General features: G+C 69.0%; 23 protein-coding genes. 12 read left to right on the top strand and 11 right to left on the bottom strand.

Annotated elements, in window-relative coordinates; translation table 11 throughout:
* Window positions 1-18: 18 nt before the first annotated feature.
* The 5 genes from AVR91_RS06785 to AVR91_RS06805 are packed head-to-tail and all read left to right on the top strand — an operon-like array spanning window position 19 to window position 4,782.
* The gene (locus AVR91_RS06785) at window positions 19-399 is read left to right on the top strand and encodes a hotdog domain-containing protein (RefSeq protein WP_063272828.1); all 381 of its coding nucleotides are present in this window, start codon (window positions 19-21) and stop codon (window positions 397-399) included.
* A complete protein-coding gene (locus AVR91_RS06790) occupies window positions 396-1,919 on the top strand; it encodes a flavin-containing monooxygenase (protein WP_063272829.1) in 1,524 nt (507 codons plus the stop codon). The genes AVR91_RS06785 and AVR91_RS06790 overlap by 4 nt, the downstream gene beginning before the upstream one ends.
* Window positions 1,916-2,956: an alpha/beta hydrolase gene (locus AVR91_RS06795; RefSeq protein ID WP_063272830.1), complete on the top strand. Its 1,041-nt coding sequence runs from the start codon at window positions 1,916-1,918 to the stop codon at window positions 2,954-2,956. The genes AVR91_RS06790 and AVR91_RS06795 overlap by 4 nt, the downstream gene beginning before the upstream one ends.
* The gene (locus AVR91_RS06800; RefSeq protein ID WP_063272831.1) at window positions 2,953-4,302 is read left to right on the top strand and encodes a flavin monoamine oxidase family protein; all 1,350 of its coding nucleotides are present in this window, start codon (window positions 2,953-2,955) and stop codon (window positions 4,300-4,302) included. Before AVR91_RS06795 ends, AVR91_RS06800 begins: the two co-directional genes overlap by 4 nt.
* A 39-nt stretch (window positions 4,303-4,341) precedes the next feature.
* On the top strand, window positions 4,342-4,782 hold the full coding sequence (locus tag AVR91_RS06805) for a hypothetical protein (protein WP_063272832.1): 441 nt from the start codon (window positions 4,342-4,344) through the stop codon (window positions 4,780-4,782).
* 3 nt (window positions 4,783-4,785) lie between these two features.
* Here the strand turns inward: AVR91_RS06805 and AVR91_RS06810 are convergent, their stop codons facing one another.
* A complete protein-coding gene (locus AVR91_RS06810; RefSeq protein ID WP_143253907.1) occupies window positions 4,786-6,204 on the bottom strand; it encodes a hypothetical protein in 1,419 nt (472 codons plus the stop codon).
* 85 nt (window positions 6,205-6,289) lie between these two features.
* Here AVR91_RS06810 and AVR91_RS06815 point away from each other — a divergent pair, with 85 nt between their 5' ends.
* Window positions 6,290-6,745 (top strand): GNAT family N-acetyltransferase, encoded by a 456-nt coding sequence (locus AVR91_RS06815; RefSeq protein ID WP_063272834.1) that lies wholly within the window; start codon window positions 6,290-6,292, stop codon window positions 6,743-6,745.
* A 158-nt stretch (window positions 6,746-6,903) separates the two neighbouring features.
* Here AVR91_RS06815 and AVR91_RS06820 read toward each other — a convergent pair whose 3' ends face one another.
* Window positions 6,904-7,467 carry a dihydrofolate reductase family protein gene (locus AVR91_RS06820; protein WP_063272976.1) on the bottom strand — a complete coding sequence of 188 codons (564 nt, stop codon included), beginning with the start codon at window positions 7,465-7,467 and terminating at the stop codon, window positions 6,904-6,906.
* 192 nt (window positions 7,468-7,659) lie between these two features.
* Between AVR91_RS06820 and AVR91_RS06825 the strand changes: the two genes are divergently transcribed.
* Window positions 7,660-8,988: an MFS transporter gene (locus AVR91_RS06825; RefSeq protein ID WP_083715496.1), complete on the top strand. Its 1,329-nt coding sequence runs from the start codon at window positions 7,660-7,662 to the stop codon at window positions 8,986-8,988.
* On the opposite strand, the gene AVR91_RS06830 is transcribed toward AVR91_RS06825, so the two are convergent.
* From AVR91_RS06830 to AVR91_RS06840, 3 genes are read right to left on the bottom strand one after another with little or no spacing between them, the layout of a single operon-like run.
* Window positions 8,985-10,049, bottom strand: a complete 1,065-nt coding sequence (locus AVR91_RS06830) for a DUF6348 family protein (protein ID WP_063272975.1) — start codon at window positions 10,047-10,049, stop codon at window positions 8,985-8,987. The genes AVR91_RS06825 and AVR91_RS06830 overlap by 4 nt on opposite strands.
* Window positions 10,050-10,080: 31 nt before the next feature.
* Complete coding sequence (locus tag AVR91_RS06835) at window positions 10,081-10,827, bottom strand: SDR family oxidoreductase (RefSeq protein ID WP_063272974.1); 747 nt, start codon at window positions 10,825-10,827, stop codon at window positions 10,081-10,083.
* Between the two features lie 29 nt (window positions 10,828-10,856).
* Window positions 10,857-11,354, bottom strand: a complete 498-nt coding sequence (locus tag AVR91_RS06840) for a carboxymuconolactone decarboxylase family protein (protein ID WP_063272973.1) — start codon at window positions 11,352-11,354, stop codon at window positions 10,857-10,859.
* A gap of 167 nt (window positions 11,355-11,521) precedes the next feature.
* Here AVR91_RS06840 and AVR91_RS06845 point away from each other — a divergent pair, with 167 nt between their 5' ends.
* A complete protein-coding gene (locus AVR91_RS06845) occupies window positions 11,522-12,421 on the top strand; it encodes an RNA polymerase sigma-70 factor (protein ID WP_063272972.1) in 900 nt (299 codons plus the stop codon).
* Window positions 12,422-12,475: 54 nt separating this feature from the next.
* Here AVR91_RS06845 and AVR91_RS06850 read toward each other — a convergent pair whose 3' ends face one another.
* Both AVR91_RS06850 and AVR91_RS06855 read right to left on the bottom strand, forming a co-directional pair.
* A complete protein-coding gene (locus AVR91_RS06850; protein WP_063272971.1) occupies window positions 12,476-13,852 on the bottom strand; it encodes an amino acid permease in 1,377 nt (458 codons plus the stop codon).
* A gap of 188 nt (window positions 13,853-14,040) precedes the next feature.
* Entirely contained in the window at window positions 14,041-14,934 is an 894-nt protein-coding gene (locus tag AVR91_RS06855) for a LysR substrate-binding domain-containing protein (protein ID WP_063272970.1), read from the bottom strand.
* 72 nt (window positions 14,935-15,006) lie between these two features.
* Between AVR91_RS06855 and AVR91_RS06860 the strand changes: the two genes are divergently transcribed.
* Window positions 15,007-16,002, top strand: coding sequence for a YeiH family protein (locus AVR91_RS06860; RefSeq protein ID WP_063272969.1), 996 nt, complete (start codon window positions 15,007-15,009; stop codon window positions 16,000-16,002).
* On the opposite strand, the gene AVR91_RS06865 is transcribed toward AVR91_RS06860, so the two are convergent.
* The 3 genes from AVR91_RS06865 to xsc form a co-directional block, all read right to left on the bottom strand.
* Complete coding sequence (locus AVR91_RS06865; RefSeq protein WP_063272968.1) at window positions 15,980-16,972, bottom strand: phosphotransacetylase; 993 nt, start codon at window positions 16,970-16,972, stop codon at window positions 15,980-15,982. The genes AVR91_RS06860 and AVR91_RS06865 overlap by 23 nt on opposite strands.
* A gap of 70 nt (window positions 16,973-17,042) precedes the next feature.
* On the bottom strand, window positions 17,043-18,407 hold the full coding sequence (locus tag AVR91_RS06870; RefSeq protein ID WP_063272967.1) for an aspartate aminotransferase family protein: 1,365 nt from the start codon (window positions 18,405-18,407) through the stop codon (window positions 17,043-17,045).
* 277 nt (window positions 18,408-18,684) lie between these two features.
* The gene (gene xsc, locus AVR91_RS06875; protein ID WP_063271618.1) at window positions 18,685-20,493 is read right to left on the bottom strand and encodes a sulfoacetaldehyde acetyltransferase; all 1,809 of its coding nucleotides are present in this window, start codon (window positions 20,491-20,493) and stop codon (window positions 18,685-18,687) included.
* A gap of 192 nt (window positions 20,494-20,685) precedes the next feature.
* Here xsc and AVR91_RS06880 point away from each other — a divergent pair, with 192 nt between their 5' ends.
* Genes AVR91_RS06880 through AVR91_RS06890 form a run of 3 tightly spaced genes read left to right on the top strand, consistent with a single transcriptional unit; the run spans window position 20,686 to window position 24,042 of the window.
* A complete protein-coding gene (locus AVR91_RS06880) occupies window positions 20,686-21,456 on the top strand; it encodes an IclR family transcriptional regulator (RefSeq protein WP_455577831.1) in 771 nt (256 codons plus the stop codon).
* Entirely contained in the window at window positions 21,425-22,357 is a 933-nt protein-coding gene (locus AVR91_RS06885) for an AAA family ATPase (protein WP_063271620.1), read from the top strand. Before AVR91_RS06880 ends, AVR91_RS06885 begins: the two co-directional genes overlap by 32 nt.
* On the top strand, window positions 22,354-24,042 hold the full coding sequence (locus AVR91_RS06890) for a cobaltochelatase CobT-related protein (RefSeq protein WP_063271621.1): 1,689 nt from the start codon (window positions 22,354-22,356) through the stop codon (window positions 24,040-24,042). Before AVR91_RS06885 ends, AVR91_RS06890 begins: the two co-directional genes overlap by 4 nt.
* On the opposite strand, the gene AVR91_RS06895 is transcribed toward AVR91_RS06890, so the two are convergent.
* Window positions 24,025-24,225, bottom strand: a complete 201-nt coding sequence (locus AVR91_RS06895) for an Rv0909 family putative TA system antitoxin (RefSeq protein ID WP_063271622.1) — start codon at window positions 24,223-24,225, stop codon at window positions 24,025-24,027. The two genes, AVR91_RS06890 and AVR91_RS06895, sit on opposite strands and share 18 nt — an antisense overlap.
* Window positions 24,226-24,240 lie beyond the last annotated feature (15 nt).

Genomic DNA, 24,240 nt, shown 5'->3' on the forward strand with positions numbered 1-24,240 from the left:
GACCTACTAGGAGCGTCCATGCACGTCATCCATCAGCGCTACGTCGCCTACTCCGAGGCCCACTACGCCGGCAACCTCGTCGACGGCGCGTTCGGCCTGGCGCTGTTCGGCGACGCCGGAACTCATCTCGCGATCGTCATGGACGGTCACGAGAGCCTCTTCGCGGGCTACTCGTCCGTGGAATTCCTGTCGCCGGTGCATGGCGGCGACGTCATCGAGGTCGAAGCCAGGCTCGCGGCGAAAGGCACCCGGAGCCGGACCATCGACTTCGAACTCCGTGTGATCGCCAGGGCCACCGATCGCAATGGCGGCGCGGAAGTCCTCGCCGAACCCATCGTCGCCACCCGCGCCCGCGGGACCGGCGTCATCCCAGCCAACCGAGAAGGAAGTGCAGTATGAAGGACACGGACGCCACAGAGGCCGCCGACATCGTCGTCATCGGCGCCGGCATCTCGGGTATCGGCGCGGCCCAGCACCTGAGGACGGACTTCCCCGGCAAGAAGATCATCCTGCTGGAGTCCCGCGACTCGATCGGCGGCACCTGGGATCTGTTCCGCTATCCCGGTGTCCGGTCCGACTCCGATCTGCACACCTACGCCTACGAGTTCAAGCCGTGGCGGCATCGCAGCGCCATCGCCGAGGCGCCGCTGATCCGTGAATACCTCGACGAGACGGTGCACGAATTCGGCCTGGACAAGATCCTCCGGCTCCGGCACCGGGTGACCTCCGCCGACTGGTCGAGCACGGAGGCACGCTGGACGCTTCAAGTGACCGCGACGGACGACGCCGGTACTGAACACGCGAAGACGATCAAGACCCGCTTCGTCTTCAGCGCGACCGGCTATTACCGATACGACACGGGATACACGCCCCACTTCGAAGGGCGTGACGACTTCCGGGGCGACGTCCTGCATCCCCAGCAGTGGCCCGAAAACTACGACCACCGCGGCAAGCGCGTGGTGATCATCGGGAGTGGCGCGACGGCGGTGACGATGCTCCCGGCCATGCTGATGGGCGACGGCGCCGCGGCACACGTGACGATGCTGCAGCGCACCCCGAGTTACATCGCCTCCCAGCCGCGGTTCGACAACATCGCCGTCAAACTCACCAAATTGCTCGGGGCCGAGCGCGGCTACGCGGCCACGCGGCTGAAGAACATCTGGATCGACTTCCTGCTCGTATCCAGTCTGCGCAAGTTCCCCGAGTTCGGGCGGAAGGCGTTGCGCAAGTGGACGATGAAGGAGCTTCCGCCGGGCATCGACGTGGACACGCATTTCAATCCGCCTTACGCCCCTTGGGACGAGCGTCTCTGCGTCACGCCGGACGGCGAGTTCTTCAAGGCACTCCGCGACGGGAACGCCGACGTCGTCACCGACCGGATCGACCGCTTCACCGAGAACGGCATCCTGCTGGAGTCGGGCAAGACGCTGGAGGCCGACGTCATCGTCACCGCGACCGGTCTCGTCATGCAGATGCTGGGCGGCATCCAGCCCACAGTGGACGGTCGCCCGGTGCGGATGTCCGACACCCTTCTCTATCGCGGCGCCCTCTTCTCCGGCATCCCGAACTGGGCCATGATGCTCGGCTACACCAAGGCGTCGTGGACCCTCCGGCTGAGCAACGTGTGCCGGTTGGTCGCCGACGTGATCCGCCGGATGGACACGAACGGGTACGACATCGCGGTGCCGGTCGTGCCGGAAGGGCTCGCCACCACGGATCTCCTCGATCTCACCGCGGGTTACATGCAGCGGGCGAAGCCCGAACTTCCGCGTCAGGGCACCGAGCTGCCGTGGCGGATGCACACGACGTTCGTGAAGGACAACCGGCTCTGCAAAGGGAAACTGGTCGACCGGCACATCCGTTTCTCCGTCCGGGATTCCACCCGCGCCGGCCTCACGAGCGTCACGAGCGACTCATGACCGCGGCGCGTCTCAGCTTCGGCCAGCGTCTCCAGCGGGCCTTCGTCATCGCCTTGAGCCGCACCCCCGCCCCACTCCTCGCGCGGCTGGTACGCCCGCCGGTCAACGACGCCGGCGACCGGATGGCCGTCGACGTCGCCTTCCTGATGAGGCTCACGGAGGCCGGTGACGACTACAGCGAGCTGTCGGCGACGGAGGCCCGCGAGGTGACGGAGCGCGACGCGGCGTTGTTCGCCGACCGGATCGGCCCGTGCGCGGTCGAACAGGAACTCGACCTCGGCGGTGGGCTGTCGGCGACCCGCTACGGCTCCGGCAAGCCGTCCGGGAGTCTGATCCTTTTCTTCCACGGCGGCGGATTCGCGCTGGGAAGCCGTGCGAGTTATGCCTCTCCCGCGCGGATGCTCGCGCAGGGAACGGGCGCCGACGTCCTGTCCGTCGAGTACCGTCTCGCACCCGAGCATCCCTTCCCGGCAGCGCACGAAGACGCGCTCGCCGCTTGGCAGTACGCAGTCGAGCACGCGGATCCACACCGGATCGTCGTAGCGGGTGAAAGCGCGGGCGGCAACATCGCCGCCGCGCTCTGCCAACGACTTCGCGGCGAAGCGGTCCAGCCGATGGCGCAGGTGCTCATCCAGCCGGTGACCGACGTTTCGGAGCGGCGTCCGTCGCAGGACGAGTTCGCCGGCTCCCCCGCGTTGTCGGCGAAACAGATCGAGTGGTTCATGGGGCATTACCTGCCCGATGGAGCCGACCGCCTGGACCCGCGGGTGTCGCCGTTGCGGGCAGGCGACCTGAGCGGCCTTCCCCGCGCCATCGTGACGGTCGCCGGATTCGACCCGCTCCGCGACGACGGACTCGCCTACGCGACCGCGTTGCTGGCGAGCGGCGTACCGACCGAAGTGATCTACGAGCCCGAGCTCGTGCACGGCTACATCTCCTTCACGGCGATCAGCCGGAGCAGCAAAGCGGCCATGGGACGGCTGGTGGACGCCGTCTCCACGGCACTGAAGCCGACAGCGGAACGGAGCGAGCCATGATCGAACTCGAGACGGAAGTCGTCGTGATCGGTGCCGGTATGGCGGGTTTGATGGCGGCGACCGCGCTGTCCGATCGGGACGTCGTCGTGCTCGAAGCCACCGATCGCGCCGGTGGCCGGGTGGAGTCGGTGCGCCAAGGCGATTACTGGATCAACCTCGGCACCCAGTTCACCGAGGGGACCGGCCCGCTGATCGAAGCCCTCGAACGCCACCAGGTCGCGATGGGGACGCTGGCGGGCAAGAAGGTGGCCCTCGCGCTCCACGGGAAGCAGGTCGACACCTCGAATCCGTTCGGCCTGATGTTCCGCTCCCGGATGACCTTCCTGGACCGGCTCGGGCTGGCGGCCGTCGGCGCTCGCATCCTCGCCGCGGCACCGTTCTTGCAGATGAATCCCGGCAACCGTCTGGCGAAACGGGTCAGGGCGAAACTCGACGCCCTATCCGCGTCTTATGTGCTTCGAGGGATCGGCTCCGAGGTCGCGCGGGACATGGTCCGGTCGTGGTCCGGGCAATGGATGGGCTGCGAGCCCGAGGAGACCGCCGCGACCCAGTTCGTCTTCTCGATGGGCATCCTCCTCACCGATCCGGCGAAGGTGCCCAACTTCTCCTTGCCGGAAGGGGGAAATCAGACCCTCACCGACGTATTGGCCACCGACCTCGGCGATCGGCTGCGGCTGAACTCCCCGGTGACGTCGGTGGAGTGGACCGAGGACGGTGTCGTCGTGGACTACGCCGACGAGAACGGACCGGCGCGGATACGGGCCCGCCGGGCGATCGTCGCCGTTCCGAGCGACGTGGCCGTGAAGCTCATGCCCGGCCTGCCGCCCGAATACCGGTCGGCGTTCGACGACATCCGCTACGGGCGGTACGTGGTGGTCGGCTTCTTCACCCACGAAGAGGGCCCGCAGCGATGGGACGACTACATCGCCGTTTCGACGCCGCAGCTGTCATTTCAGGCGATGTTCAACCACGCCGCGGCCCTGCGTGGTCCCGGCGCGCGGAAACCGGGCGGCGCGCTGGCCTGCTTCGCGGGCGGCGCGGTGGCGGACAACCTGTTCGAACTCACCGACGAGGAAATCGTCAACCGGTTCACCGCGGATCTCCTCTCGCTCTACCCCGAACTCGAAGGGAAACTCGACGAGGGGATCGTCCGGCGTCACCACCGGGTCGTGCCGTTCTGGGCACCCGGCGGACGTGCCTCGCTGCCGACCCTGCGCCGCCATCTCGGCCCGGTGCACCTTGCCGGCGACTATCAGCTCGACATGCCTTCCCTCGCCGACGCGGCCTCGTCGGGTGAGCGGGCCGCCGAGCAGGTCCGGGCGAGCTTGCCGCGTTCGGCGAACTGACTACGCTGGCGGATCACCGGGCCACGCGAGGAGGCAGTGATGCGCAACGAAGCCATGGAACGGTTGGACGTCCTGGTCGGATCGTGGCGGACGACGCTGAGCGACGCGTGGTTTCTGGAACCGCCCGATCAGGAGGTGCCGGGTTCGGCCACGATCGAATGGCTCGGTGACGCGTTCGTGGTCCTTCGCTGGACGATGGGCGGCGAAGACGGGCAAGCCGCGAGCGAGATGGTCCTGGTTCTCGGCCGCAGCGACACCCGCGACGCGTATACGGCTCTGTACCACGACGAACGGGGCGTGTGCCGGGTCTTCGCCATGGATTTCGACGGCACCGAATGGACTCTGAGCCGGGAAGACCCCGACATGTTCCAACGGTTCGTCGCCGAGGTCGAGCCGGATCGGATCACGGGCCGCTGGGAGGCGTCCGAAGATCAGGGAGCCACCTGGCGAAAGGATTACGACCTCGTTTTCGCGAGGTAGCCGTCAGGTCTTGCGGACGGCGCCGGTGAAACCCGCGATGAACAGGGTGGCCGACGCCCAGGCAGCCAGCTGCAGAACCCAGCCCGCGACGGTGAGGGTCTGCCCGGCGGCGGTACCGGTGGGGGCGCACAGCTCCCGAGCTCCCGTTTTGACCAGCGGCAGCCCGAGATCCAGGCCCACCCCGATCCGTTCCACGACACCGCACGGCGTCGCCGGCGCGCTCGCGCGGGCGGTGTGCGCCAGACCGTCCTGCCCGCCGAGGACGAGGGCCAGTACGACCGAGCCGGCGAGGACGGCGAGCAACAACAGCAAAGCCCGCCAGGGTTGATAACCGAAACCGAGGGCCAGCCCGGTGAACCGGGCCCACACCCGGTCGTGCCACCGAAGCCCGCCGCGGCGGATCTGATCACGCCGTTGCGCCATCAGGATGTCCCGCGCCTCGCTGTCGTGGCCCGCCGCGCGATGGACGGCGGCCAGCTGCTGGTAGGGCTGGGCCGCGTAACCGGGCGTCCGGCTACGCAACAGCTCCAGCCACCGGGACAAGCCGATCTGCTCCGGAAGGTCTCCGTAGGTCAGCTCGTCGATGTCGATCAGCGCCCCCGAAGCCTGATCCGACCGGGTCACTTCGCTGGTGTCCAACCACAGCGAGCCTTCGATCGACGCCCCGTGCAACCGGAGAACGGCGGGTGCGGTGCCGGTGGCCCGGAACCCGGCGCGGAGGAACAGCGCTCGGTCGACCCGCAGACCGTTGGCGTGCAGCGCAGGCCCGGACGTGTTCTCCAGCCGCGCGCCGTCGCAATCGAGCAAGCCGACGTGGGCGTCGACCAGTTGGACCGCGCCGGTGGCCCGGAACCCGGCACGGAGGAACACACCGTGTTCGACGCGCAGCCGATCGGCCAGCAGGGTGGGTCCGGACGTGTTCTCCAGCCGCGCCCCGTCACACTCCAACAGCCCGAGCTGCGCCCCGCGCAACCGGACCGCACCGGCCGGGGTGCGGGCGTACGCGACCACACCCTTCATCGTCATCGCCGAAGTGGTGAACCTTTCGGCGTCCACCGGCGGGTCCTGCGCGGAATGCCCGAAGCGGGAACCGTTCAGCACCAGGCCCGGCAGGCGGCCGTCACGCAGGTCCAGGCCGTCGGGCAGGAAGCAGTCGACCAGCTCGACCCGCCTCTCACCGGCGATGTTCGCCAGATCGAGGCGGCCGTCGATCCGCGCTCCGCGCAACCGCAGCCCGTGCGGGTCCACCTCCACGTCCCGGCGGCCGCGGACCAGGTCACGGAGCAGCGCCGCCGAAACGGTGCGGCTACTTCCCCAGGACGGCATCTCGGCCGGCTCGACCCTTCTGCCCCCGGTCAGGTCGAGCACCTCGCCGTCGCGGACCGCGTCGAGCAGGCGCTGCTCCATCCCCTCGTCTGACACGCGATCATGCTGGCCTGCCAACGGCACGACGGCAAGCGCGGAAACTCGAGTGCGGGCCGCCCGGTCCGCCACTACGGTCCTGGCCATGCCCGAGGATGCGTTCGTACCAGCCGGTTTCGTCCCGCCGACCGCGCTCGTCACCGACGGGTTCCGCCTCGAACCCCTGGGACCGGAACACAATCAGGCCGACCACGCCGCCTGGACGTCGAGCATCGAGCACATTCGCTCCACTCCCGGCTATCCCGATGGCGACTGGCCGCCACGCGACGGCATGACACTCGAGGAGAACCTCGCCGATCTGCGCCGCCACGCCGAAGACTTCGCGCGGCGCACCGGTTTCACGTTCACCGTCCTCGGCCCGGCCGGCGATGTCATCGGATGCGTCTATCTGTATCCCACTGCCTCCGCCGAATGGGACGTCACGGTGCAGTCCTGGGTGCGGGCCGACAAAGCGGAGCTCGATGGTGTGCTCGCCGACGCCGTCGCACGCTGGCTCGTTTCGGACTGGCCGTGGGAACGGGTGGATCGCTGTGGTCGTTGAGGTGCGCGCTCAGCATCACGTTGACCGGTGGCGGCCGTACACGCAGGTGTGAAGGCCTCCTTCCCTACCTTCAGGGTAGGCAAGGAGGCCTTCACGGGCCTGATCGTCGACGCTGGACGCGAAAGTGGATGGTGGCGGTGACCTCCAGCGGCAGAACCTCACGCGGGAGCAGCGACCCGGAAACGCAGGTGAGTGGCCACCCCAGCGACAGGCGCCCCCTCCGGCACCAACTCACCCACGCGCCCGCGGAACACCCCGGTCCCCCGCCCCAGCAGCACCGGAGCGACATGAACGTGGACCTCGTCGAGCAGACCCGCGACGAGCAGTTGCCCGGCGACGTCCGCGCCCATCACCAGGACGTCTTTGTCCCCCGCGGCGTCCTTGGCCCGCCGGACCGCGGCCTCCAGTCCATCGAAGAAGAACATGCCGCCGTTGTCGCCGCGGAAGTCGTCCTCAGTCCGATTAGTGACCACGAAGCTCGGCACGCCGGGCCACGGCGTACCACCCCACGGCCGCAGGCCGAGGTCGAAGGTGCGCCGCCCGATGACCGTGGCCCCGACCATCGCGTTCACCTCTTCGACGGCACGGGCATCGGCCCCCTCCCCGGCCATCCACTCGTGCAGCCGTTCACCGCCGTCCCCCATCGGCTCCTCGGCCCGCACGTTCGGCCCGGCGGTGAAACCGTCCAGCGACATCGACACATCCAGCACCACCTTGCTCATCGCAAGGCCTCCTTCGTCTCCGTGGCGCCGCTGTCCGGGCGCTTTCACGGAAGAGTCGGAGCCGGTCCGGTCTCCTCGACATCGACGATTGCGCGATCCGGCCGACGCGGTCTATGTTCCTACGTGTCCGAATAGCGTCCCGGGCTGTCCGATTATCGGACGCTTGGAATCGGCCGCAGACGAGGAGCGAAAGTGACGAACGTGCCCGCCTCGCGCGAAACGGCCGATTCGAGGTCCACCGGTGTCAGCCGGTCGGCGTTCCGGCGGGTCCTGGCGGGCAGTACCGCGGGCGCCGTGCTCGAGTGGTACGACTTCGCGCTCTACGGGATCCTCGCGGCCACCGTGCTCGGGCCGCTGTTCTTCCCCGGCGGCAACGGGTTCGCCCAGTTGCTGCTCGCGCTGGCGACGCAGGGGCTCGGCTTCGTCGCCCGCCCGATCGGCGGCATCGTCTTCGGGCATCTCGGCGATCGCCTCGGGCGCAAACCCATGCTGGTGACCACTTTCCTGCTCCTCGGATTGTCGACCTCCGCGATCGGGCTGCTTCCCACCTATTCGCAGGTCGGGATCGGGGCGACGATCTCACTCGTCGTGCTGAGGCTGATCCAGGGATTCGCCCTCGGCGGCGAGTTCGGCGCGGCGGTGCTGATGGTCAGCGAATACGGAAGCCCGAAACGGCGCGGTTTCTGGTCGGCGTGGCCGCAGGCGGGAGCGCCGCTGGGCACGGTGCTGGCCACGGCCGTGGTCGGCGGCGTCGCCTTGGTGCTCCCCGACAGCGCCTTCGATCAGTGGGGCTGGCGGGTCGGGTTCCTGTTCGCGATCCCGCTGTTGGTCATCGGCTTCTGGATCCGGCGCCGCATCGACGAGTCGCCGGTGTTCCAGGAAGCACAGGCACGGGCAGCCGCGAAACCCGTCCGCGAACGGTCGAGCATCCTCGAAACGCTCGCCCACCCCGGCCCCGTCCTGCGCGGTCTCGGCGTGCGGCTGGGCGAAAACGTGGCCTTCTACGTCTACACCGTCTTCGTGGTCGCTTATGCCACAAAGACTTTCGGCTACGAGAAGTCCGACGTACTCCTCGCCGTCGCTATCGGATCGCTGCTGCAATTCGCGGGGATGCTGGCCGGTGGCTACTGGTCCGATCGCGTCGGCCGGCGCGTGGCGATGCTGGTTCCCGCGCTCGGCCTCGCGGTCTGGGCGCCGGTCTTCTTCGCGATCGTCCAGGCCGACGCGCTGCCCCTGCTCTATCTCGGTGTCGGCGTCGGGGCTGCGCTGCACGGCCTCCTCGCCGGGCCGGAAGCGGCTTGGATCGCCGAACTCTTCCCGACGCGCCGCCGTTTCGCCGGGGCTTCCCTGGTCTTCCAAGGGTCTTCGATCATCGCCGGTGCGCCGGCCCCCCTCATCGCGGTGTGGCTGGCCGAAAAACAGGGCCCCACGGCGGTCGTGCTGTACCTCGTGGGCACGATCGCCGTCACCGTCGTCGCCCTGTTCCTCAGCGCCGAAACCCGTGGAACCGACCTGAACTAGACGTCGAGGGGCACGAGCAGCCCGAACACCCGCGTCGCGACCCGCCCCTCGGTGACCAGCGCCGGGTGATCCGCCACCACCGCCTCGCCGCCGGGCCACGGTCGGCTGTCCAAGAGGACTTCGTTGTTCAGCAGCGCGCCGTCGTTGTGCGCGACGAACAACCGGAGCCCGTGCACCTTCCGGCTGAGTTTCTCCGCGCGCAACGCTTCCAGCAACCGGTCGAGCAGCGGTTCGACGGAAGGCACGTTCTCGGCGAACAGGGTGATCTGCGCGCCCAGCACGAGTTCGAACGCCCCGTCCGGATGGTCGTACCGCTCGCGGTCGACCTGATCGGCCGCGGCGCCGGGCGACAGCAACCCGTCGACGATCGGATGCAACGCCCCATGGCGGAAACCGTCCACCGCACGGCCGATCGCCTCACGCCAAGTGGTGCCGTGCCCGGCGAAGCTCTCGACGAGCCACGGCTCGGCCAGCGCGGGATGTGACACGGCGAAGTCGACCTGAGCCATCACCATGCCTTCCGGGGCGGGATGCACGATGAGTTTCGTATCGACACGGGTGTCATCGCCCAGCAGGACACCGTGCTCGCGAAGGAAAGCCTCGAATACCGCTTGCGGGGAAGGCACACCGCCGTCGCCTTCGACGACCGGTTCCAGATCCTTGAACAACACGGGTTCGCCGAGTTCCAGGTCCGCGAGCTGCGATCCGGCGTTCAGCGCCTCGTTGATCACGGCGAACGTGCTGCTGCGGAACGCGATCCGCTCGAATTCCGCCCGGTTCGCGTACTGGGCGCGATCGAGCGCCGCCACGAAGACCGGTTCCTGCGCGAGGAAGACCTGCCCGCGGGAGTCGCGCACGGTGTCCGGATACGTGACGTCCGGCAGCAACCGCCGGACGTAGGCCATCGGCAGGAAGACCAGCAGCCGCTCGGCCAGCCACGGCTCGACTCCCGCGCCGGTCAGCCGTTCCCAGAACACGTCGTCGCTCGGCGGTTCTTCGCCCGCGCAGAACGCGGCGATCCCGATTTCGAGCGCGGCATCGAGCCCCCATGATGCGATCACCGCCGAAGTCTAGGGGCACGGGCCGCGTCGGTCAGGAGCGGGTTTCGAGCCACTCCCGGAAGGTGGGGCCAGCCAGCTTCGCGTGCGGGCCGGGCAGGAATCCGCCCTTGGCGGCGATCTCACCGTCGGGCACGTTCGCCCCGTCGATGCCGACCACCTCGATCCCCCGGGCGGCCCCGGCGAGCCGCGCCGCCTCCGCCATGTTCTCCTCGCGTGGCCCGGCGATCTCGGGAATCGGAGTTCCCGGCATGACCTGCGCGGTCGCCAGATCGGCGAGTTCCTCCGCCACGGCACGGCAAGCCACGAGCTGAGTGGGCATCGCCGGAACATAGGCGACGTCGTCCCGTCGCCACTCCAGCAGCTGAAGCACGAACTCGTGGAACTGAGCCGCCCGCAGAAGACGGACCGGCAGCGGCCCGGCCGAAAGGAACTCCTCGTGCTCCTTCTTGGCGGCGAGGAAACCGGTGGTGGCGTTGTCGACACCGATGATGGACGCGGCGGCGATCAGGCCGACTCCGGCCCGCCTGCCTTCCTCGTGCAGATTGCGGGCCGACGTACGGAAGAACTCCGTCGCCGCCTCCTGGTCGGAGGCGTGCCACGAAGCGACGTCGATGATGACGTCCGCCCCGGTGAGCGCCTCAGCGAGCCCCTCGCCGGTGATGATGTCCACGCCGGTGGCCCGGGACATCGGGACGACTTCGTGGGCGCGTTCGGTGAGGACGTCGACGACGTGCCGTCCCAGCCGCCCGGTCGCTCCCGCCACTGCGAACTTGCTCATTTTTCAAGCCTTTCGTGGATTTAGAAGAGTCAGTCGGTGTAGTTCCGGCCCGGCGGCATCCCCGGGATCGGTTTCGCGATGAGCGCGGCGGGGGCGAAGAACCCGATGTGGGCGATGACCATGACGAGCGTCCAGAGCGCCTTGTCGTCGTAGTGCTCCGACGCCCTGGCGTACAGCTCGTCGGGAACGCGCTCCCCCGAGGGATTGGCGGTGAACACGGCCTCCCCCAGCTCCAGCGCGACCCGTTCGGCATCGGTGAAGCAGGTCGCGTCACGCCAGGTGACCACGGAGGTGATCCGCTCCTCGGATTCCCCGAGCTCTCGCAGAACGCGCGTTTCACGGACGACGAAATACGTGCTGCCGAGCAGCTGCCCGGCACGCAGTTGCACCAGGCTGACGGTGGTCGCGGGAATGGTGCCGTTCCCGACGACCCGGTGCAGGCCCGCGGCGGCTTCCGCCAGCTCGGGAACGAACGGGAGCGGATTGGGCATCCGCGACCGGGGGCCCTTCTCCGAAATTGTGGACATGATCCGGGGTTTCCTCACTCGTGATGTCGCTTGGTGACGAGCAAGAGATCCCGGCGACCGGCCCGGTGTGACAAGCCCGCCCTGTGACGCAGGCCACCACTCCCGGATGTCACAAACCGGCGGCCGGCGGGATCGTAAGGGCGAAACACGAACAGGGGAAACCATCAATGAGCGAGACACCCGGCACCCTGGACCCGGCGACCGAAACCTTCGTGGCCCATCGCAATCTGCTGTTCACCGTGGCCTACGAGATGCTCGGTTCGGCCACCGACGCCGAGGACGTCCTGCAGGAGACCTGGCTGCGCTGGTCGGGCGTCGCGCTCGACACAGTGCTGGACCGGCGCGCGTTCCTGGTCCGGATCACCACGCGGCAGGCGCTGAAACGGTTGCGGACGCTCGGCCGCCGCAAGGAGTCCTACGTCGGCCCGTGGCTGCCCGAGCCGCTGCTGACCACACCGGACGTGGCCGAGGACGTCGAGCTGGCCGCGAACGTCTCGATGGCGATGCTGCTCGTGCTGGAGACACTCGCGCCGACGGAGCGTGCGGTCTTCGTGCTACGGGAGGTTTTCGCCGTCGACTACGACGAAATCGCCCAAGCCGTCGAGAAGACTCCCGCCGCCGTACGCCAGATCGCTCATCGGGCGCGGGCCCACGTCGCCGCGCGCAAGCCACGCGGCACCGGCTCCCCCGCCGAGCACCGCGCCGCGCTCAAGGCGTTCCAGGCCGCGGTGGAAACCGGCGATCTGCAGGGACTTCTCGACATCCTCGCGCCGGACGTCGTCGCCCTCAGCGACGGCGGCGGGGTCAAGCACGCGCTGCCACGGCCGGTCGTGGGCGCGGACCAGGTGGCCCGGCTGCTGGCCGTCGGCTGGTGGAAACGCGAGGTGGAACGGACCGTCGAACCGGTACAGGTCAACGGCGGACCCGGCCTGCTCATCCGGGTCGGCGGGGAGATCGACGGCGTGCTGGCGGTACGGGTCGAAAACGGTTACGTCACCGGCGCCTACCACGTCCGCAACCCCGAGAAACTCTCAAGCGTGGCAAGGGAAATCACCGTGAGCCGATAGTAAAGCGTCCTTCGCCGCACGAGACGCGGCGAAGGACGCTTCAGCCCATCCAGGTCACTCCCGGACGGTGGCCGGGGCACGCCGGGATTCGTCCGGGACGGGATCGACGGGCGCGACCGGAACCGCCGGCTTGCCGCGCCGCCTGCGGATCTCGAACCCGATGAGGATCAGCGCGAGCGTCACCGCGCTCAGCCAGAACTGCGAGCGGGTCGACGGCAGCAGCGCCATCGCCAGGATCACGGCGGCCATCAGCGCGATCGTCGCGTAGCTCAGCCACGGGAACAGCCACATCTTGAGCGTGAGCTTGTCCGGGTCCTCGCGCTCAAGCCGGCGGCGGAGCCGCACCTGCGCGAGCGCGATCGCGAGGTACACGAACAGCGCGACGGCGCCGTAGGAGTTGACCAGGAACTGGAAGATCAGATCCGGTGAGGTGTAGGCGGCGATGACCGAGACGTAGCCGACGACCGTCCCGGCCAGGATCGCGCGCCTCGGCACGCCGCTGCCGGAAAGCCGGGTGAACGCCTTCGGCGCGTCGCCGTTGCTGGTGAGCGCGAACAACATCCGCGACGAGGTGTACAGGGCCGAGTTCAGGCACGAGAGCACCGCGGTCAGGACGATCGCGTTCATGATCGTCGCCACGGCCGGGATGCCGAGCACCTCCAGCACCGCCGCGTACGGGCTGACCGCGGTCGCCGGATCGTCCCAGGACTTGATCGCGACGACGAGGAACACGGAGCCGACGTAGAACAGCACCACGCGGAAGATGATCGAGCGCATGGCCTTCGCGATCGCCTTCTTCGGCTCCGCGGACTCGGCGGCGGCGATGGTGACGATCTCCGCACCGGTGTAGAAACCGATGCACGGCACCACCGCCGCGAGCACCGCCCCGATCCCGAGTGGCGCGAATCCGCCATGGGACACCAGATTCGTCAGGCCGCCGTTGGCACCCGGCCAGAAACCGAACAGGTACAGGGCACCGACGACCAGGAACACGACGATCGCGACGACCTTGATCGAAGAGAACCAGTACTCGAATTCGCCATAGGACCGCGCCGAGACCATATTGGTACCGGTGAGGATCACGAGCAGGCCGAGACTGAGCACCCACAGTGGCACATCGGGTACCCACAGCTGCAGGATCCGGCCGCCCGCGACGGCTTCGACCGCCACGACGATGACGAAGAAGTACCAGTACATCCAGCCGACGGCGAAGCCCGCGCGATTGCCGAGCGCTTCCCTGGCGTAGACGTAGAACGACCCGAGCGCGGGTTTGGCGATCGTCATCTCCGCGAGCATGCGCATGATGAGCACGGTGATCAGACCGGCGATGAGGAACGAGACCACCGCCGCCGGGCCCGCCGACTGGATGACCACGCCACTGCCGACGAACAGTCCTGCGCCGATGACACCGCCGAGGGCGATCAGGTTCATATGTCGCTGTTTGAGCCCTGGTTTCAGGCCGCTGCTCTGTGCGGGACCGGACGTTGAAGTCACGTCTCCTCCTTCTCGCACGCACCGCCGGAGCGGTGGCGCTGGGAGCTCCATTGTGGTTCCGGTCACCGTAGGAACAAGTCGGGCCAGGGGCGAGTGCCAGTTACGATGCGGGAAAGGGGTCCAGATCACCCTCGGGATGAGCGGCGCACGGCCAGGGCAAGCAGTTCCGCCGCCGGACCGGTGAGGCGCCGCCCCTCCGGCCAGACCGCGCGCAACACCCGTCCGAAGTCGACACTCTCCACCGCGACGGGCACGAGCTCGTGGTCCGCGACATCCAAGGCACTGATCACCGCTGGGCCCGCGCCTGCGATCACCGCACTGCGGACGGCGGAGGCGGAACCCAGTTCCAGCAACGGTTTCACCGGTCCCACGCCGGCCTTGCGCAAGGCCATATCGACGGTTTCCCTGGTTCCGGAGCCGTGTTCCCGCACGACGAGCGGCGTGTTCGCCAGCTCCGCCAGGGTCAGCGAACGGCGTTCACGCGCCCAGGGATGAGTGCGGGCGACGACCACGACGAGATGGTCCGCGGCGACCTTCCGCGACGTGAGCCCGGCGAAAGGGCCGGGCGATTCGACGAAACCGATGTCGACCAGCTCGGCGCGGGCCAGTTCGGCGACCCGGTCCGAGTTCGTGACCTCCAGGCCGAGCCGGAGGCCGGGGTGGGCGCGGTTGAGCTCGCCGATCCAGCGCGGGACCAGGTGCTCGGCCAGCGTCATACTCGCCGCGATCCGGAGCCCGGTCTCGTGCCGCGCCCGCAGGGCTTGGGCGCCGTCGAGCAGTCCGCCGAGTTCGGCGAGCACACGTTGTGCCCAGCCCGCGATCACCCGGCCGTCCGGGGTGAGCGCCGAGCCGCGGCGGGTCCGGTCCACCAGCACCAGTCCCAGCCTGCGTTCCACAAGGGACAGTCGTTTGCCCGCCGATGGCCGCGTCATCCCGAGAGTGGCGGCCGCCTGACCGATACTGCCCAGTTCGCCGACGAGGACGAGCAGGCGCAAAGAGTCCAGTTCCGGTGCGGTCATAGCCAAAGTGCATGACCTACCCGCCGTTCTCCCGGCTACCGGCGCCGTCCTTTCCGGACGACGCTCGTCGGTATGGGCACCATCTCCGCGCGGCGAACGAAGCCGCACCTCACCGGTCTGGCCGTCACCGCCCTCGGCGTGGTCGTCGCGTACCTGCTGAGCACCGCCGTTCCCGTGCTGAGCGCGCTCACCCTCGCGGTCGTGCTCGGGGTGCTCGCCGGTTCGCTGCCGGTGCTTTCGGACGGCACCCGGCAAGCGATCGCGAAGGTGACGAAGAAGCTCCTGCGTGCCGGTGTCGTCCTTCTCGGTCTGCAACTCGCACTCCCTTCGGTGCTTTCGCTCGGTCCCGGCACGCTGCTCGCGGTGGTGCTGACGGTCGGCCTCACGTTTCTCGGCACGATCGGGCTCGGCAGGCTGATCGGTGTCCCGCGTGGGCTCGCGATGCTGGTCGCGACCGGTTTCTCGATCTGTGGCGCGTCGGCGATCGCGGCGATGGAAGGGGTCGTCGAACGTGAGGACTCCGACGTCGCGACCGCGGTCGCACTGGTCACCTTCTACGGCGGCCTGGCGATCGCGGCGGTCCCGCTCATCGGCGGCTGGCTCGGGATGGACGCGCTGCGGATCGGCGGCTGGGCCGGGTTGGGCGTGCACGAGGTCGCCCAGGTCGTCGCGGCCGCCACCCCGGCCGGGACCGCCGCCGTCGCGGTCGCGGTGGTGGTGAAGCTGAGCCGTGTCGTCCTGCTGGCGCCGATGGTCGCCGCGGTCAGCGTGCACGAACGGCGGCGCCGCCCGTCGGCCGCCGGGAAGCGCGCCCCGCTGGTCCCGCTGTTCGTCCTCGGTTTCCTGGCGATGGTGGTGGTGCGGAGCACCGGAATCCTGCCCGGCGTGGCACTCGACGTCGCGAAGGTCGCCTGCACGCTGCTGCTGGCCGGAGCACTCTTCGGGCTGGGCTGCGCGGTCCGGATCGGCACCCTGGTCCGCACCGGTGGCCGGGCGCTGCTGCTCGGCCTGCTCTCCACCCTGCTCGTCGGCACCATCGCCTACGTCAGCCTCGCGCTGCTCGGCTAGCTTGGACGGCGGTCAAGAGCGCGAGCGTCTCGATGTCGGACGCCGAACAGCCGCGCGAGAGGTCGTTGAGCGGCGCCTCGAGGCCCTGGAGGATCGGGCCGAGCGCGACGGCGCCCCCGAGCCGCTCGGCGATCTTGTAGCCGATGTTGCCCGCGTCCAGATTCGGGAACACGAGGACGTTCGCGCGGCCGGCGACCGCGGAACCGGGCGCCTTGGCCGCCGCGATCGACGCCACGAGCGCGGCGTCGAACTGCAACTCACCGTCGACAGGAAGACCGGGTTCCCGCTGCCGCACCAGCGAAGTCGCCTCGCGGACGACCTCGACCCGCTGATGGTCGGCACTCCCCTGGGTGCTGAACGACAGCATGGCGACCACGGGGTCCTCGCCGGTCAGGCCGCGGTGGGTCGCCGCGGCGGCGAGGGCGATGTCCGCCAGCTGTGCCGCGCCCGGCTCGGGCACCACCGCGCAGTCCGAAAAGGTCAGCCGCCGCCCGTCCGGCAGCAGCAACAGGAAGCAACTGCTCAACGTGGACACCCCCGGGGCGAGACCCACGACCCGCAGACCCGCGCGCAGGACGTCGGCGGTCGGCCGGGTCGCGCCGGCGACGCAGGCGTCCACGTTGCCCGCTCGCAGGGCGGCGGCAGCCACGAACACCGGATCGCGCCGGGCGGCGGCGAGCTTTTCCGGATGCCGGGCGAACCCCGTCGCCAGGGCGGCCTCGGTCCGATCGTCGGCAAGGGCTTCCGCGACGTCCACGATCACGTCGTCCGTGGCCCCTGCCGCGCGCAGGCGCGTCCCATCGCCGAACAGCAATGGCCGCACGACTCCCTCGTCCCGGAGCGCCAGCGCGGCGCGGACGGCGCGCTCGTCGTCGCCGTCCGGCAAGGCGACGCGGAGGTTCCGGCCACGTAACGCCTTCCGCCATCCGTCGAGCGTCGCGTCCGGCGTGACCTCAGCGGTCAGGCTCATCGAAGTACCTCCGCGTACGAAGCGGGGGCCGCCGGAAGACGGCGACCCCCACCGGGTGAAAAGGGCTGGTTCAGGGCTGGACGGCCTTCTCGACGTCGTTGAGCATCGCGTCGACGCCGTGGAGCAGTTCGGTGAGCACCTCGCGGTCGGCGACCAGCGGCGGGGAGATCATCAGCATCGTCGCGCCGCGATCGTCGCCGCGGAGGATGACGCCCGTGCGGCGGAACGCCTCCGGGAACACCTCGCGAAGCACCTTCAGCGATTCGGCCTCGGTCAGTTCGCGGCCGCTGTCGCGGTCGGCCATCAGCTCGATGGCGTAGAAGAAGCCGGTGCCGCGGACGTCCTTGACGCAGCGGTGCGCGGACTTGAGGGAGTTCAGCGCGGCGAACAGTTCCGGCCCCTCGGTGAGGACGTTGCCGAGCACGTTCTCGTCCCGCATCGCGGTGAGGTTCGCGACCGCGACGGCGGTGGCGACGGGATGCCCGCCCCAGGTGGCGCCGTGGGTGAAGACGCCGCCCTTCGGCGAGTCGTAGAGCTCGGTGACCAGCTTCTCGCGCACGATCACCCCGCCGAGCGGCGCGTATCCCGACGTCGATCCCTTGGCGAAGGTGATCAGATCCGGCACGACACCGGTGAGCCCGTGCCCGAACCAGTGCCCGAGCCTGCCGAATGAGCAGATGACCTCGTCCGAGACGAGCAGGATGCCGTACTTGTCGCACAGCGCGCGCAAAGCGGGCCAGTACCCCTTCGGCGGGACCAGCGCGCCGCGGCCGTTCTGGACCGGCTCGGCGAACAGCGCCGCGATGGTCTCCGGCCCTTCTTCGAGGATGACCCGCTCGATCGCCGCGACACAGTCCAATTCGGCCGCCGGGCCGCAGTCTCCCAGCAGTCCCAACGTGTTCGGCACGTGCCGGACGCCGGGCATGAGCGGGCCGAAGGGTTCCTTGATCTTCGCGAGCCCGGTCACCGACAGAGCGCCGATGGTCGTGCCGTGATAGGCCATGTCGCGGCTGATGATCTTCGTACGCTCGGGCTGCCCCTGGCTACGGTGATACTGCCTGGCGAACTTCAGCGCGGTTTCGACCGCTTCCGAACCGGAGTTGACGAAGAACGTCGTCCCGAGGTCGCCCGGCGCCAGCTCGGCCAGCAACGTGGCGGCCTCGATCGCGGGCGTGTGCGCCGAGCCCCAGTTGCTCGCGTAGGCCAGGGTACCGACCTGGTCGGCGGCGGCCGCGGCGATGTCGGCCCGTCCGTGGCCCATGTTGACGCAGAAGAGCCCGGCGAGCCCGTCGAGATGACGGCGTCCTTCGGTGTCGATCAGGTAGCTTCCCTCGCCGCGTACGAACACCGGGAAATCCGAGGCCCAGGTGTCCTTGCGGGTGAAGTGCGGGCCGAGATGCCGTCGAGCCTGCGCTCGCAGCTGGGTGACGTCCACCGGAGACCTCCTTCGAGACACGAGTCTGTGCTTTGACTTTCGCAACCCGGCTGGCACCGGCCCAGCACCAGAGCGGCGGCGTTCGATGGGTCCAGTTCGGCGTACGAGTTCGGCTAAGGCGCTGGCGCCGACGTTGCGAAAGCCACTTTCGCAACGTTGAAGGTTGCGAAAGTGGCTTTCGCAACGCGCCACCGCCCTCGCCCGCACCACCAGCGCGTGAAGGCCCCCTTCCCGCGGCTCAGCCGAGGGAAGGGGGCCTTCACGCGCAAAACGAGGCCTACACGTAGTCCTTGTACTTCTCCAGGAACCGCACCGGCTTGGACAGCGCGTCGCGGCGGAACGGGTCGCCCAGCTCGCGGGTGCACATGATCTCGACGACGGTGGTCTTGCCCTCGTTCATCTGCGCCTCGACGGCGCGCTGCAACGCTGGGCCGACCTCGTCGAGCTTCTCCACGACGATGCCTTCCGCACCCATCGCCTTGGCGATCCCCGCGAAGCTCTCGCTCTCCAGCTCGCCCGCGACGAACCGGCGGTTGTAGAAGTCGACCTGGTTCTTCTTCTCCGCGCCCCATTGCCGGTTGTGGAACACCACCGCGGTGACCGGGATGTCGTGGCGGACCGCGGTCATGATCTCGCCCATGCTCATCCCCCACGCGCCGTCGCCGGCGTAGGAGATCGCGGGCCGGTCGGGTGCCGCGGCCTTAGCGCCGATGATGGTCGGCAGCGCGTACCCGCAGTTGCCGAAGCTCATCGGGGCGAAGAAGCTGCGTGGTTCCTCGAACCGCAGATAGCTGTTCGCGACCGAGTTGATGTTGCCGATGTCGGTCGACACCATCACGCGCGGCGGCATCGCCTTCTCCAGCTCCCGCAGCACTTCCCGCGGGTGCAGCCAGTTTCCCTCCTCGCCCTCCTGCTCGGCGATCATGTCGAGGCTGAACGGGTCGGTCTCGTGGGTCCAGGCGTCGAGCTCGGCCTCCCACGCGTCCTTCTCCGCCTTGATCTTCGCCGCGCGAGCGTCCTTTGTGGAGTCACAGGCGAGCGTGCGGTCCGCCAGCCGCTTGGTCAGCGCGACCGCCGCGTCCTTGGCGTCACCGCAGATGCCGACGGTGATCTTCTTGACCAGGCCGAGCATCTTGTGGTCCGCGTCGATCTGGATGATCTTCGCGTCCTTGGGCCAGTAGTCCATGCCGTGCTGCGGCAGGGTGCCGAACGGGCCGAGCCGCGAACCGAGCGCGATCACGACGTCCGCCTGCGAGATCAGCTTCATCGCGGCCTTGGACCCTTGATACCCGAGCGGCCCGCACCACTGCGGGTGGCTCGCCGGGAACGAGTCGTTGTGCAGGTAGCTGTTCACCACCGGCGCGCCGAGACGTTCGGCGAGCGCCTTGCATTCCTCGACGCCGTCGGCCATCACGACGCCGCCACCGGAGATGATCACCGGGAACTCCGCCGTGGCCAGCAGCGCGGCGGCCTCGTCGAGACTCCGCTCGCCGCCGGGGCCGCGGTCGAGCCGGGCGGGCTCCGGGATCTCGGCCTCGATCTCGCCGTAGAAGAAGTCGCGCGGGATGTTGAGCTGCGTCGGGCCGAGTTCCGAGTGGGCGCGGTCGAAGCAGCGGCCGGTGTACTCGGCCATCCGCTTCGGGTTGTTGACGTGCCCCTGGTACTTGGTGAACTCCTGGAACATCGGCAGCTGGTTGGCCTCCTGGAAGCCGCCGAGGCCGGTGCCCATGGTGCCCGCTTCCGGCGTCACGATGACGACCGGGCTGTGCGCCCAGTACGCGGCCGCGATCGCGGTAACGCAGTTGCTGATGCCGGGGCCGTTCTGCCCGATGACGACGCCGTGCCTGCCGCTCACCCGGGCGTAGCCGTCGGCCATGTGCCCGGCGCCCTGCTCGTGCACCACCGGTACCAGCCGGATCCCCGCCGGCGCGAAGATGTCCATCGCGTCCATGAACGCCGAACCCATGATGCCGAAGATGTCGGTGACGCCGTTCGCCACGAGCGTCTCGACGAAGGCCTCGGACGGGGTCATCTTCTTCCGGCCGCTGACGACCACGCGGCCGTCACCCGTCTTCCGTTCCGTCATGTTCCGCTCCTTCGACAGACGAGATTTACAAAAATCGGTACGTGGCGTTCCTGAAATCAGGATGCGACCGACCATAGGACGCCGACCGCCAAGCGTCAACGTCAGATTCTGGAAACCGAGACGCTGTGTGCTACTTTTCGGAACATGGAGCTGCTTCGCGAACCCGATCCGATCAACGGGGACACGCCGACCATGCGGCTGTTCTCCCTGCTCGAGCTGATCGCCGCCAAGGATCAACTGGTCTCCCTGCAGGGTCTCGTCGAGGAGACCGGCCTGCCGAAACCGACGTTGCACCGCATGCTGCAGCAGCTCGAAGGCGCGGGCCTGCTGATCCGGCAGGCCGACGGGCGCCACTACGGCACCGGCCACCGGCTGCGACGGCTCGCGGAGAACCTGCTCCTCAACGCGACCCACCACGGCGCCCGGCACGCCGTCCTGCGTCACCTCGTCGACGAACTCGGCGAGAGCTGCAACGTGACCACCTTGTCCGGCAACGAGATCGTGTACCTCGACCGGGTCGAGACCCCGGAACCGCTGCGGTTCTACCTCCGGCCGGGCTCGCGGGTGCCGATCCACTGTTCGGCCAGCGGCAAGATGATCCTCGCGCAGATGAGCCCGTCTCAGCGGCGGAAGCTGCTCGCGCACGCGCCGCTCAAGCAGTACACGAACAAGACCATCGCCGACCTCGACGCGCTCGAGGCCGAGTTCACCCGCATCCGCCGGGACGGGTTCGCCCTCGACGACGAGGAGTTCCTGCCCGGCCTGGTNNCGCGCCAACCTCTGCGTCGCCGTGCAGGCGCCGGTCATGCGGCTGACGCCGGACAAGGCCCTGCAGACGCTCCCGGCACTGCAGCGCGCCGCCGAGGCGATCAGCCGCGTCGATGCCGAGGGCGGGTCCGAACCGGAAAGTGTTCCGTCGTAAGGAGTTCTCATGGTCCCCGAGCTTCGGCTCCCGGTGCGTGACGTCTTCGGCATCGATTCGGATCTCGTCGTCGGCGCGTTCCGCGAACGCACCGAGCACGTCCCCGAGGTCGACGAGGCGTACCGCTTCAACCCGGACGTGACGCTGGCGCTGCTCGCCGGGTTCACCCGCGACCGCCGTGTGCTGGTGCAGGGGCTGCACGGCACCGGGAAGTCGACCCATATCGAACAGGTCGCCGCGCGGCTCAACTGGCCGTGCGTGCGGGTCAACCTGGACGGTCACCTCAACCGCCTCGACCTCGTCGGCCGCGACGCGGTCGTGCTGCGCGAGGGCAAGCAGGTCACCGAGTTCCAGGAGGGCATCCTCCCGTGGGCGTTGCAGCGGCCGGTCGCGCTGGTGCTCGACGAGTACGACGCGGGCCGCCCGGACGTGATGTTCGTGCTCCAGCGGGTACTCGAACGCGACGGCAAGTTCACCCTCACCGATCAGAACCGGGTGCTGCGGCCGCATCCGTCGTTCCGGCTGTTCGCCACCGCCAACACGGTCGGCCTCGGCAACCTCAACGGCCTGTACCACGGCGCGCAGCGGCTGAACCACGCGCAGATCGACCGCTGGAACATCGTGGCGTCGCTGAACTACCTGCCCGCCGCCGAGGAGATCGCGATCGTGCGGGCCAGGGTGCCGGGCATCCCGGAAAACCTGGCGGCGTCCCTGGTCGCGGTGGCCGCCTTGACCCGCAAGGGTTTCCAGGCCGGCGATCTGTCCACTTTGATGTCCCCGCGCACGGTGATCACCTGGGCGGAGAACATCGAGATCTTCGGTGATCCGGCGACGGCCTTCCGGCTGTCCTTCGTGAACAAATGCGACGAGGCCGAGCGCGACCTGGTGGCGGAGTACTTCCAGCGCTGCTTCGACGACGAGCTCCACCTGCTCTCGGCATGACCGCCGGGCAGGCGGAAACCCGGCGCCGCAACCAGGTCGAGGAGCTGTGCGCGGCCGCGGTCCGGGCCCTCAGCGGCGATCCGGCCCTGCATTTCCGGGCGCGGCGGTTGCATCGGGGGCGCGAGCCGCTGCCCATGCACGCGCCTCACCTGTGTCAGTCCGCCGACGACGATCTGCTGTCCGCACGCGGGATCGCCGACGGGATGGCCTTGCGCCTCACCGCGTCGGACGCCGCGCTCCACCGCGGGCTGAGCCCGGCCGATCCGGCCGAGCGCGGGATTTTCGAGCTGCTGGAACAGTTCCGCGTCGAGTCGCTCCCGCCCGCGGAGCTGCCGGGGATGCGGCGGAACCTGCGCCTGCGCCATGTCCGCTGGTCGCTGGAGTTCCACCGGTCCGGGCTGACGGAGACCGCCCGCGGGCTGCTGCTCTACACGGTCGCCCAGATCTGCCGCTCGCGGATCACCGGTGAACCCGTGGTCGAAGAGACCGAGGACCTGATCGAGGCGACCCGGTTCGCCTTGGCGCCGTCGCTCGGCCACGACCTCGCCGGTTTGCGACGGCACCGGACGGATCAGAAGGCGTTCGCCGAACACGCGCTGGCGATCGCCAGGACGACCGGCGCGCTGCTCGCCGGAACCGCTCAGGACGCCGAAGACGACGGCGATCCCACCGACCCCCGCTTCAACCTCGCGATCGACTTCGACGCGAGCCAAGGCGACGAGATCCCCTCGGCGACCGCCGGAACCAGCCGGACGTTGGGCGAATCCGGTGCGGCGTACCGGATCCACACCACCGCGTACGACCGCGAGCGGCGCGCTTCGGACCTGGTCCGGCCCGCGATGCTCGCCGAACTCCGCGAGCGGCTCGACCGGCGTGTCGGCAGGCAGGGCGTCGGGCCGGGACGGCTGGCACGCGACCTCAAGGCGGCGCTCGCCGAACCGGCACGCGACGGCTGGGACGGCGCGCAGGAGGAAGGCCTGCTCGACGGCCGGACCCTGGCGCAGCTGATCAGTTCACCCACGGAGCGAAGGATCTTCCGCACCGAGCGGATCGAACCGGTGGCGGACACGCTCGTGACGTTCCTGATCGACTGCTCGGGTTCGATGACCGCGCACGCGGAACCCGTCGCCGCGCTGGTCGATCTCTTCGCGCGCTCGATCGAACTCGCCGGGGCAGCCTGCGAAGTGCTCGGGTTCACCACCGGCGGCTGGAACGGGGGCAGGCCGAGGCGTGACTGGATCCGGGCCGGACGGCCACCACATCCCGGCAGGCTCAACGAACGACTTCACCTCGTCTTCAAGGCCGCCGAAACGCCGTGGCGCCGGGCACGCCCGGACATCGCCGCACTGCTGAAAGCCGATCTCTTCCGGGAAGGGATCGACGGTGAGGCGGTGACCTGGGCCTGCGCCCGGATGCGCGCGCGACCCGAAGCACGCCGGATCCTGCTCGTCCTCTCCGACGGCAGCCCCATGGACAGCGCGACGAGCCTGGCGAACGATCCGCATTACCTGGACGAGCATCTGCGGGAAACGGTGCTGCGGGAGGAAAGCACCGTCGAGATCCGCGGGGTCGGGGTCGGCCTCGACCTCAGCCCCTTCTACCGCCGCTCGCGAGTGCTCGACACCTCGGTGACGTCCGGGTACGCGCCGTTCCGGGACGTCCTCGGGTTACTGGCCCTGCGGTGAGTCCTGCCGGCCTTCGCCCTGCTGCTCACCGCCGCCGGACTCACCGAGGTAGTCCTTCGCCTTGTCGGCGGCCGAGTCGATCTTGTCGGAGTGTTCCCCGAAGCGGTCCTTCGCGAAATCGGCGGCCTTGTCGACGTGTTCGCCGCTCACCTTGTCCTTCATGCCTTCGAAGTCGATACCCATGAGAACTCCTCACTT

Origin of the sequence: Amycolatopsis keratiniphila subsp. keratiniphila (assembly GCF_001620365.2) — a bacterium.
GTDB lineage: Bacteria > Actinomycetota > Actinomycetes > Mycobacteriales > Pseudonocardiaceae > Amycolatopsis > Amycolatopsis keratiniphila.

Excerpts from the sequence above, each read along its gene's own strand:
- AVR91_RS06885 (WP_063271620.1), top strand. The coding sequence starts at position 21,425 with ATGGTCCCCGAGCTTCGGCTCCCGGTGCGTGACGTCTTCGGCATCGAT.
- AVR91_RS06820 (WP_063272976.1), bottom strand. The coding sequence starts at position 7,467 with ATGAGCAAGGTGGTGCTGGATGTGTCGATGTCGCTGGACGGTTTCACC.
- AVR91_RS06815 (WP_063272834.1), top strand. The coding sequence starts at position 6,290 with ATGCCCGAGGATGCGTTCGTACCAGCCGGTTTCGTCCCGCCGACCGCG.
- AVR91_RS06800 (WP_063272831.1), top strand. The coding sequence starts at position 2,953 with ATGATCGAACTCGAGACGGAAGTCGTCGTGATCGGTGCCGGTATGGCG.
- xsc (WP_063271618.1), bottom strand. The coding sequence starts at position 20,493 with ATGACGGAACGGAAGACGGGTGACGGCCGCGTGGTCGTCAGCGGCCGG.
- AVR91_RS06865 (WP_063272968.1), bottom strand. The coding sequence starts at position 16,972 with ATGAGCCTGACCGCTGAGGTCACGCCGGACGCGACGCTCGACGGATGG.
- AVR91_RS06845 (WP_063272972.1), top strand. The coding sequence starts at position 11,522 with ATGAGCGAGACACCCGGCACCCTGGACCCGGCGACCGAAACCTTCGTG.
- AVR91_RS06790 (WP_063272829.1), top strand. The coding sequence starts at position 396 with ATGAAGGACACGGACGCCACAGAGGCCGCCGACATCGTCGTCATCGGC.
- AVR91_RS06840 (WP_063272973.1), bottom strand. The coding sequence starts at position 11,354 with ATGTCCACAATTTCGGAGAAGGGCCCCCGGTCGCGGATGCCCAATCCG.
- AVR91_RS06850 (WP_063272971.1), bottom strand. The coding sequence starts at position 13,852 with ATGAACCTGATCGCCCTCGGCGGTGTCATCGGCGCAGGACTGTTCGTC.
- AVR91_RS06860 (WP_063272969.1), top strand. The coding sequence starts at position 15,007 with ATGGGCACCATCTCCGCGCGGCGAACGAAGCCGCACCTCACCGGTCTG.
- AVR91_RS06890 (WP_063271621.1), top strand. The coding sequence starts at position 22,354 with ATGACCGCCGGGCAGGCGGAAACCCGGCGCCGCAACCAGGTCGAGGAG.
- AVR91_RS06835 (WP_063272974.1), bottom strand. The coding sequence starts at position 10,827 with ATGAGCAAGTTCGCAGTGGCGGGAGCGACCGGGCGGCTGGGACGGCAC.
- AVR91_RS06805 (WP_063272832.1), top strand. The coding sequence starts at position 4,342 with ATGCGCAACGAAGCCATGGAACGGTTGGACGTCCTGGTCGGATCGTGG.
- AVR91_RS06855 (WP_063272970.1), bottom strand. The coding sequence starts at position 14,934 with ATGACCGCACCGGAACTGGACTCTTTGCGCCTGCTCGTCCTCGTCGGC.
- AVR91_RS06785 (WP_063272828.1), top strand. The coding sequence starts at position 19 with ATGCACGTCATCCATCAGCGCTACGTCGCCTACTCCGAGGCCCACTAC.
- AVR91_RS06795 (WP_063272830.1), top strand. The coding sequence starts at position 1,916 with ATGACCGCGGCGCGTCTCAGCTTCGGCCAGCGTCTCCAGCGGGCCTTC.
- AVR91_RS06895 (WP_063271622.1), bottom strand. The coding sequence starts at position 24,225 with ATGGGTATCGACTTCGAAGGCATGAAGGACAAGGTGAGCGGCGAACAC.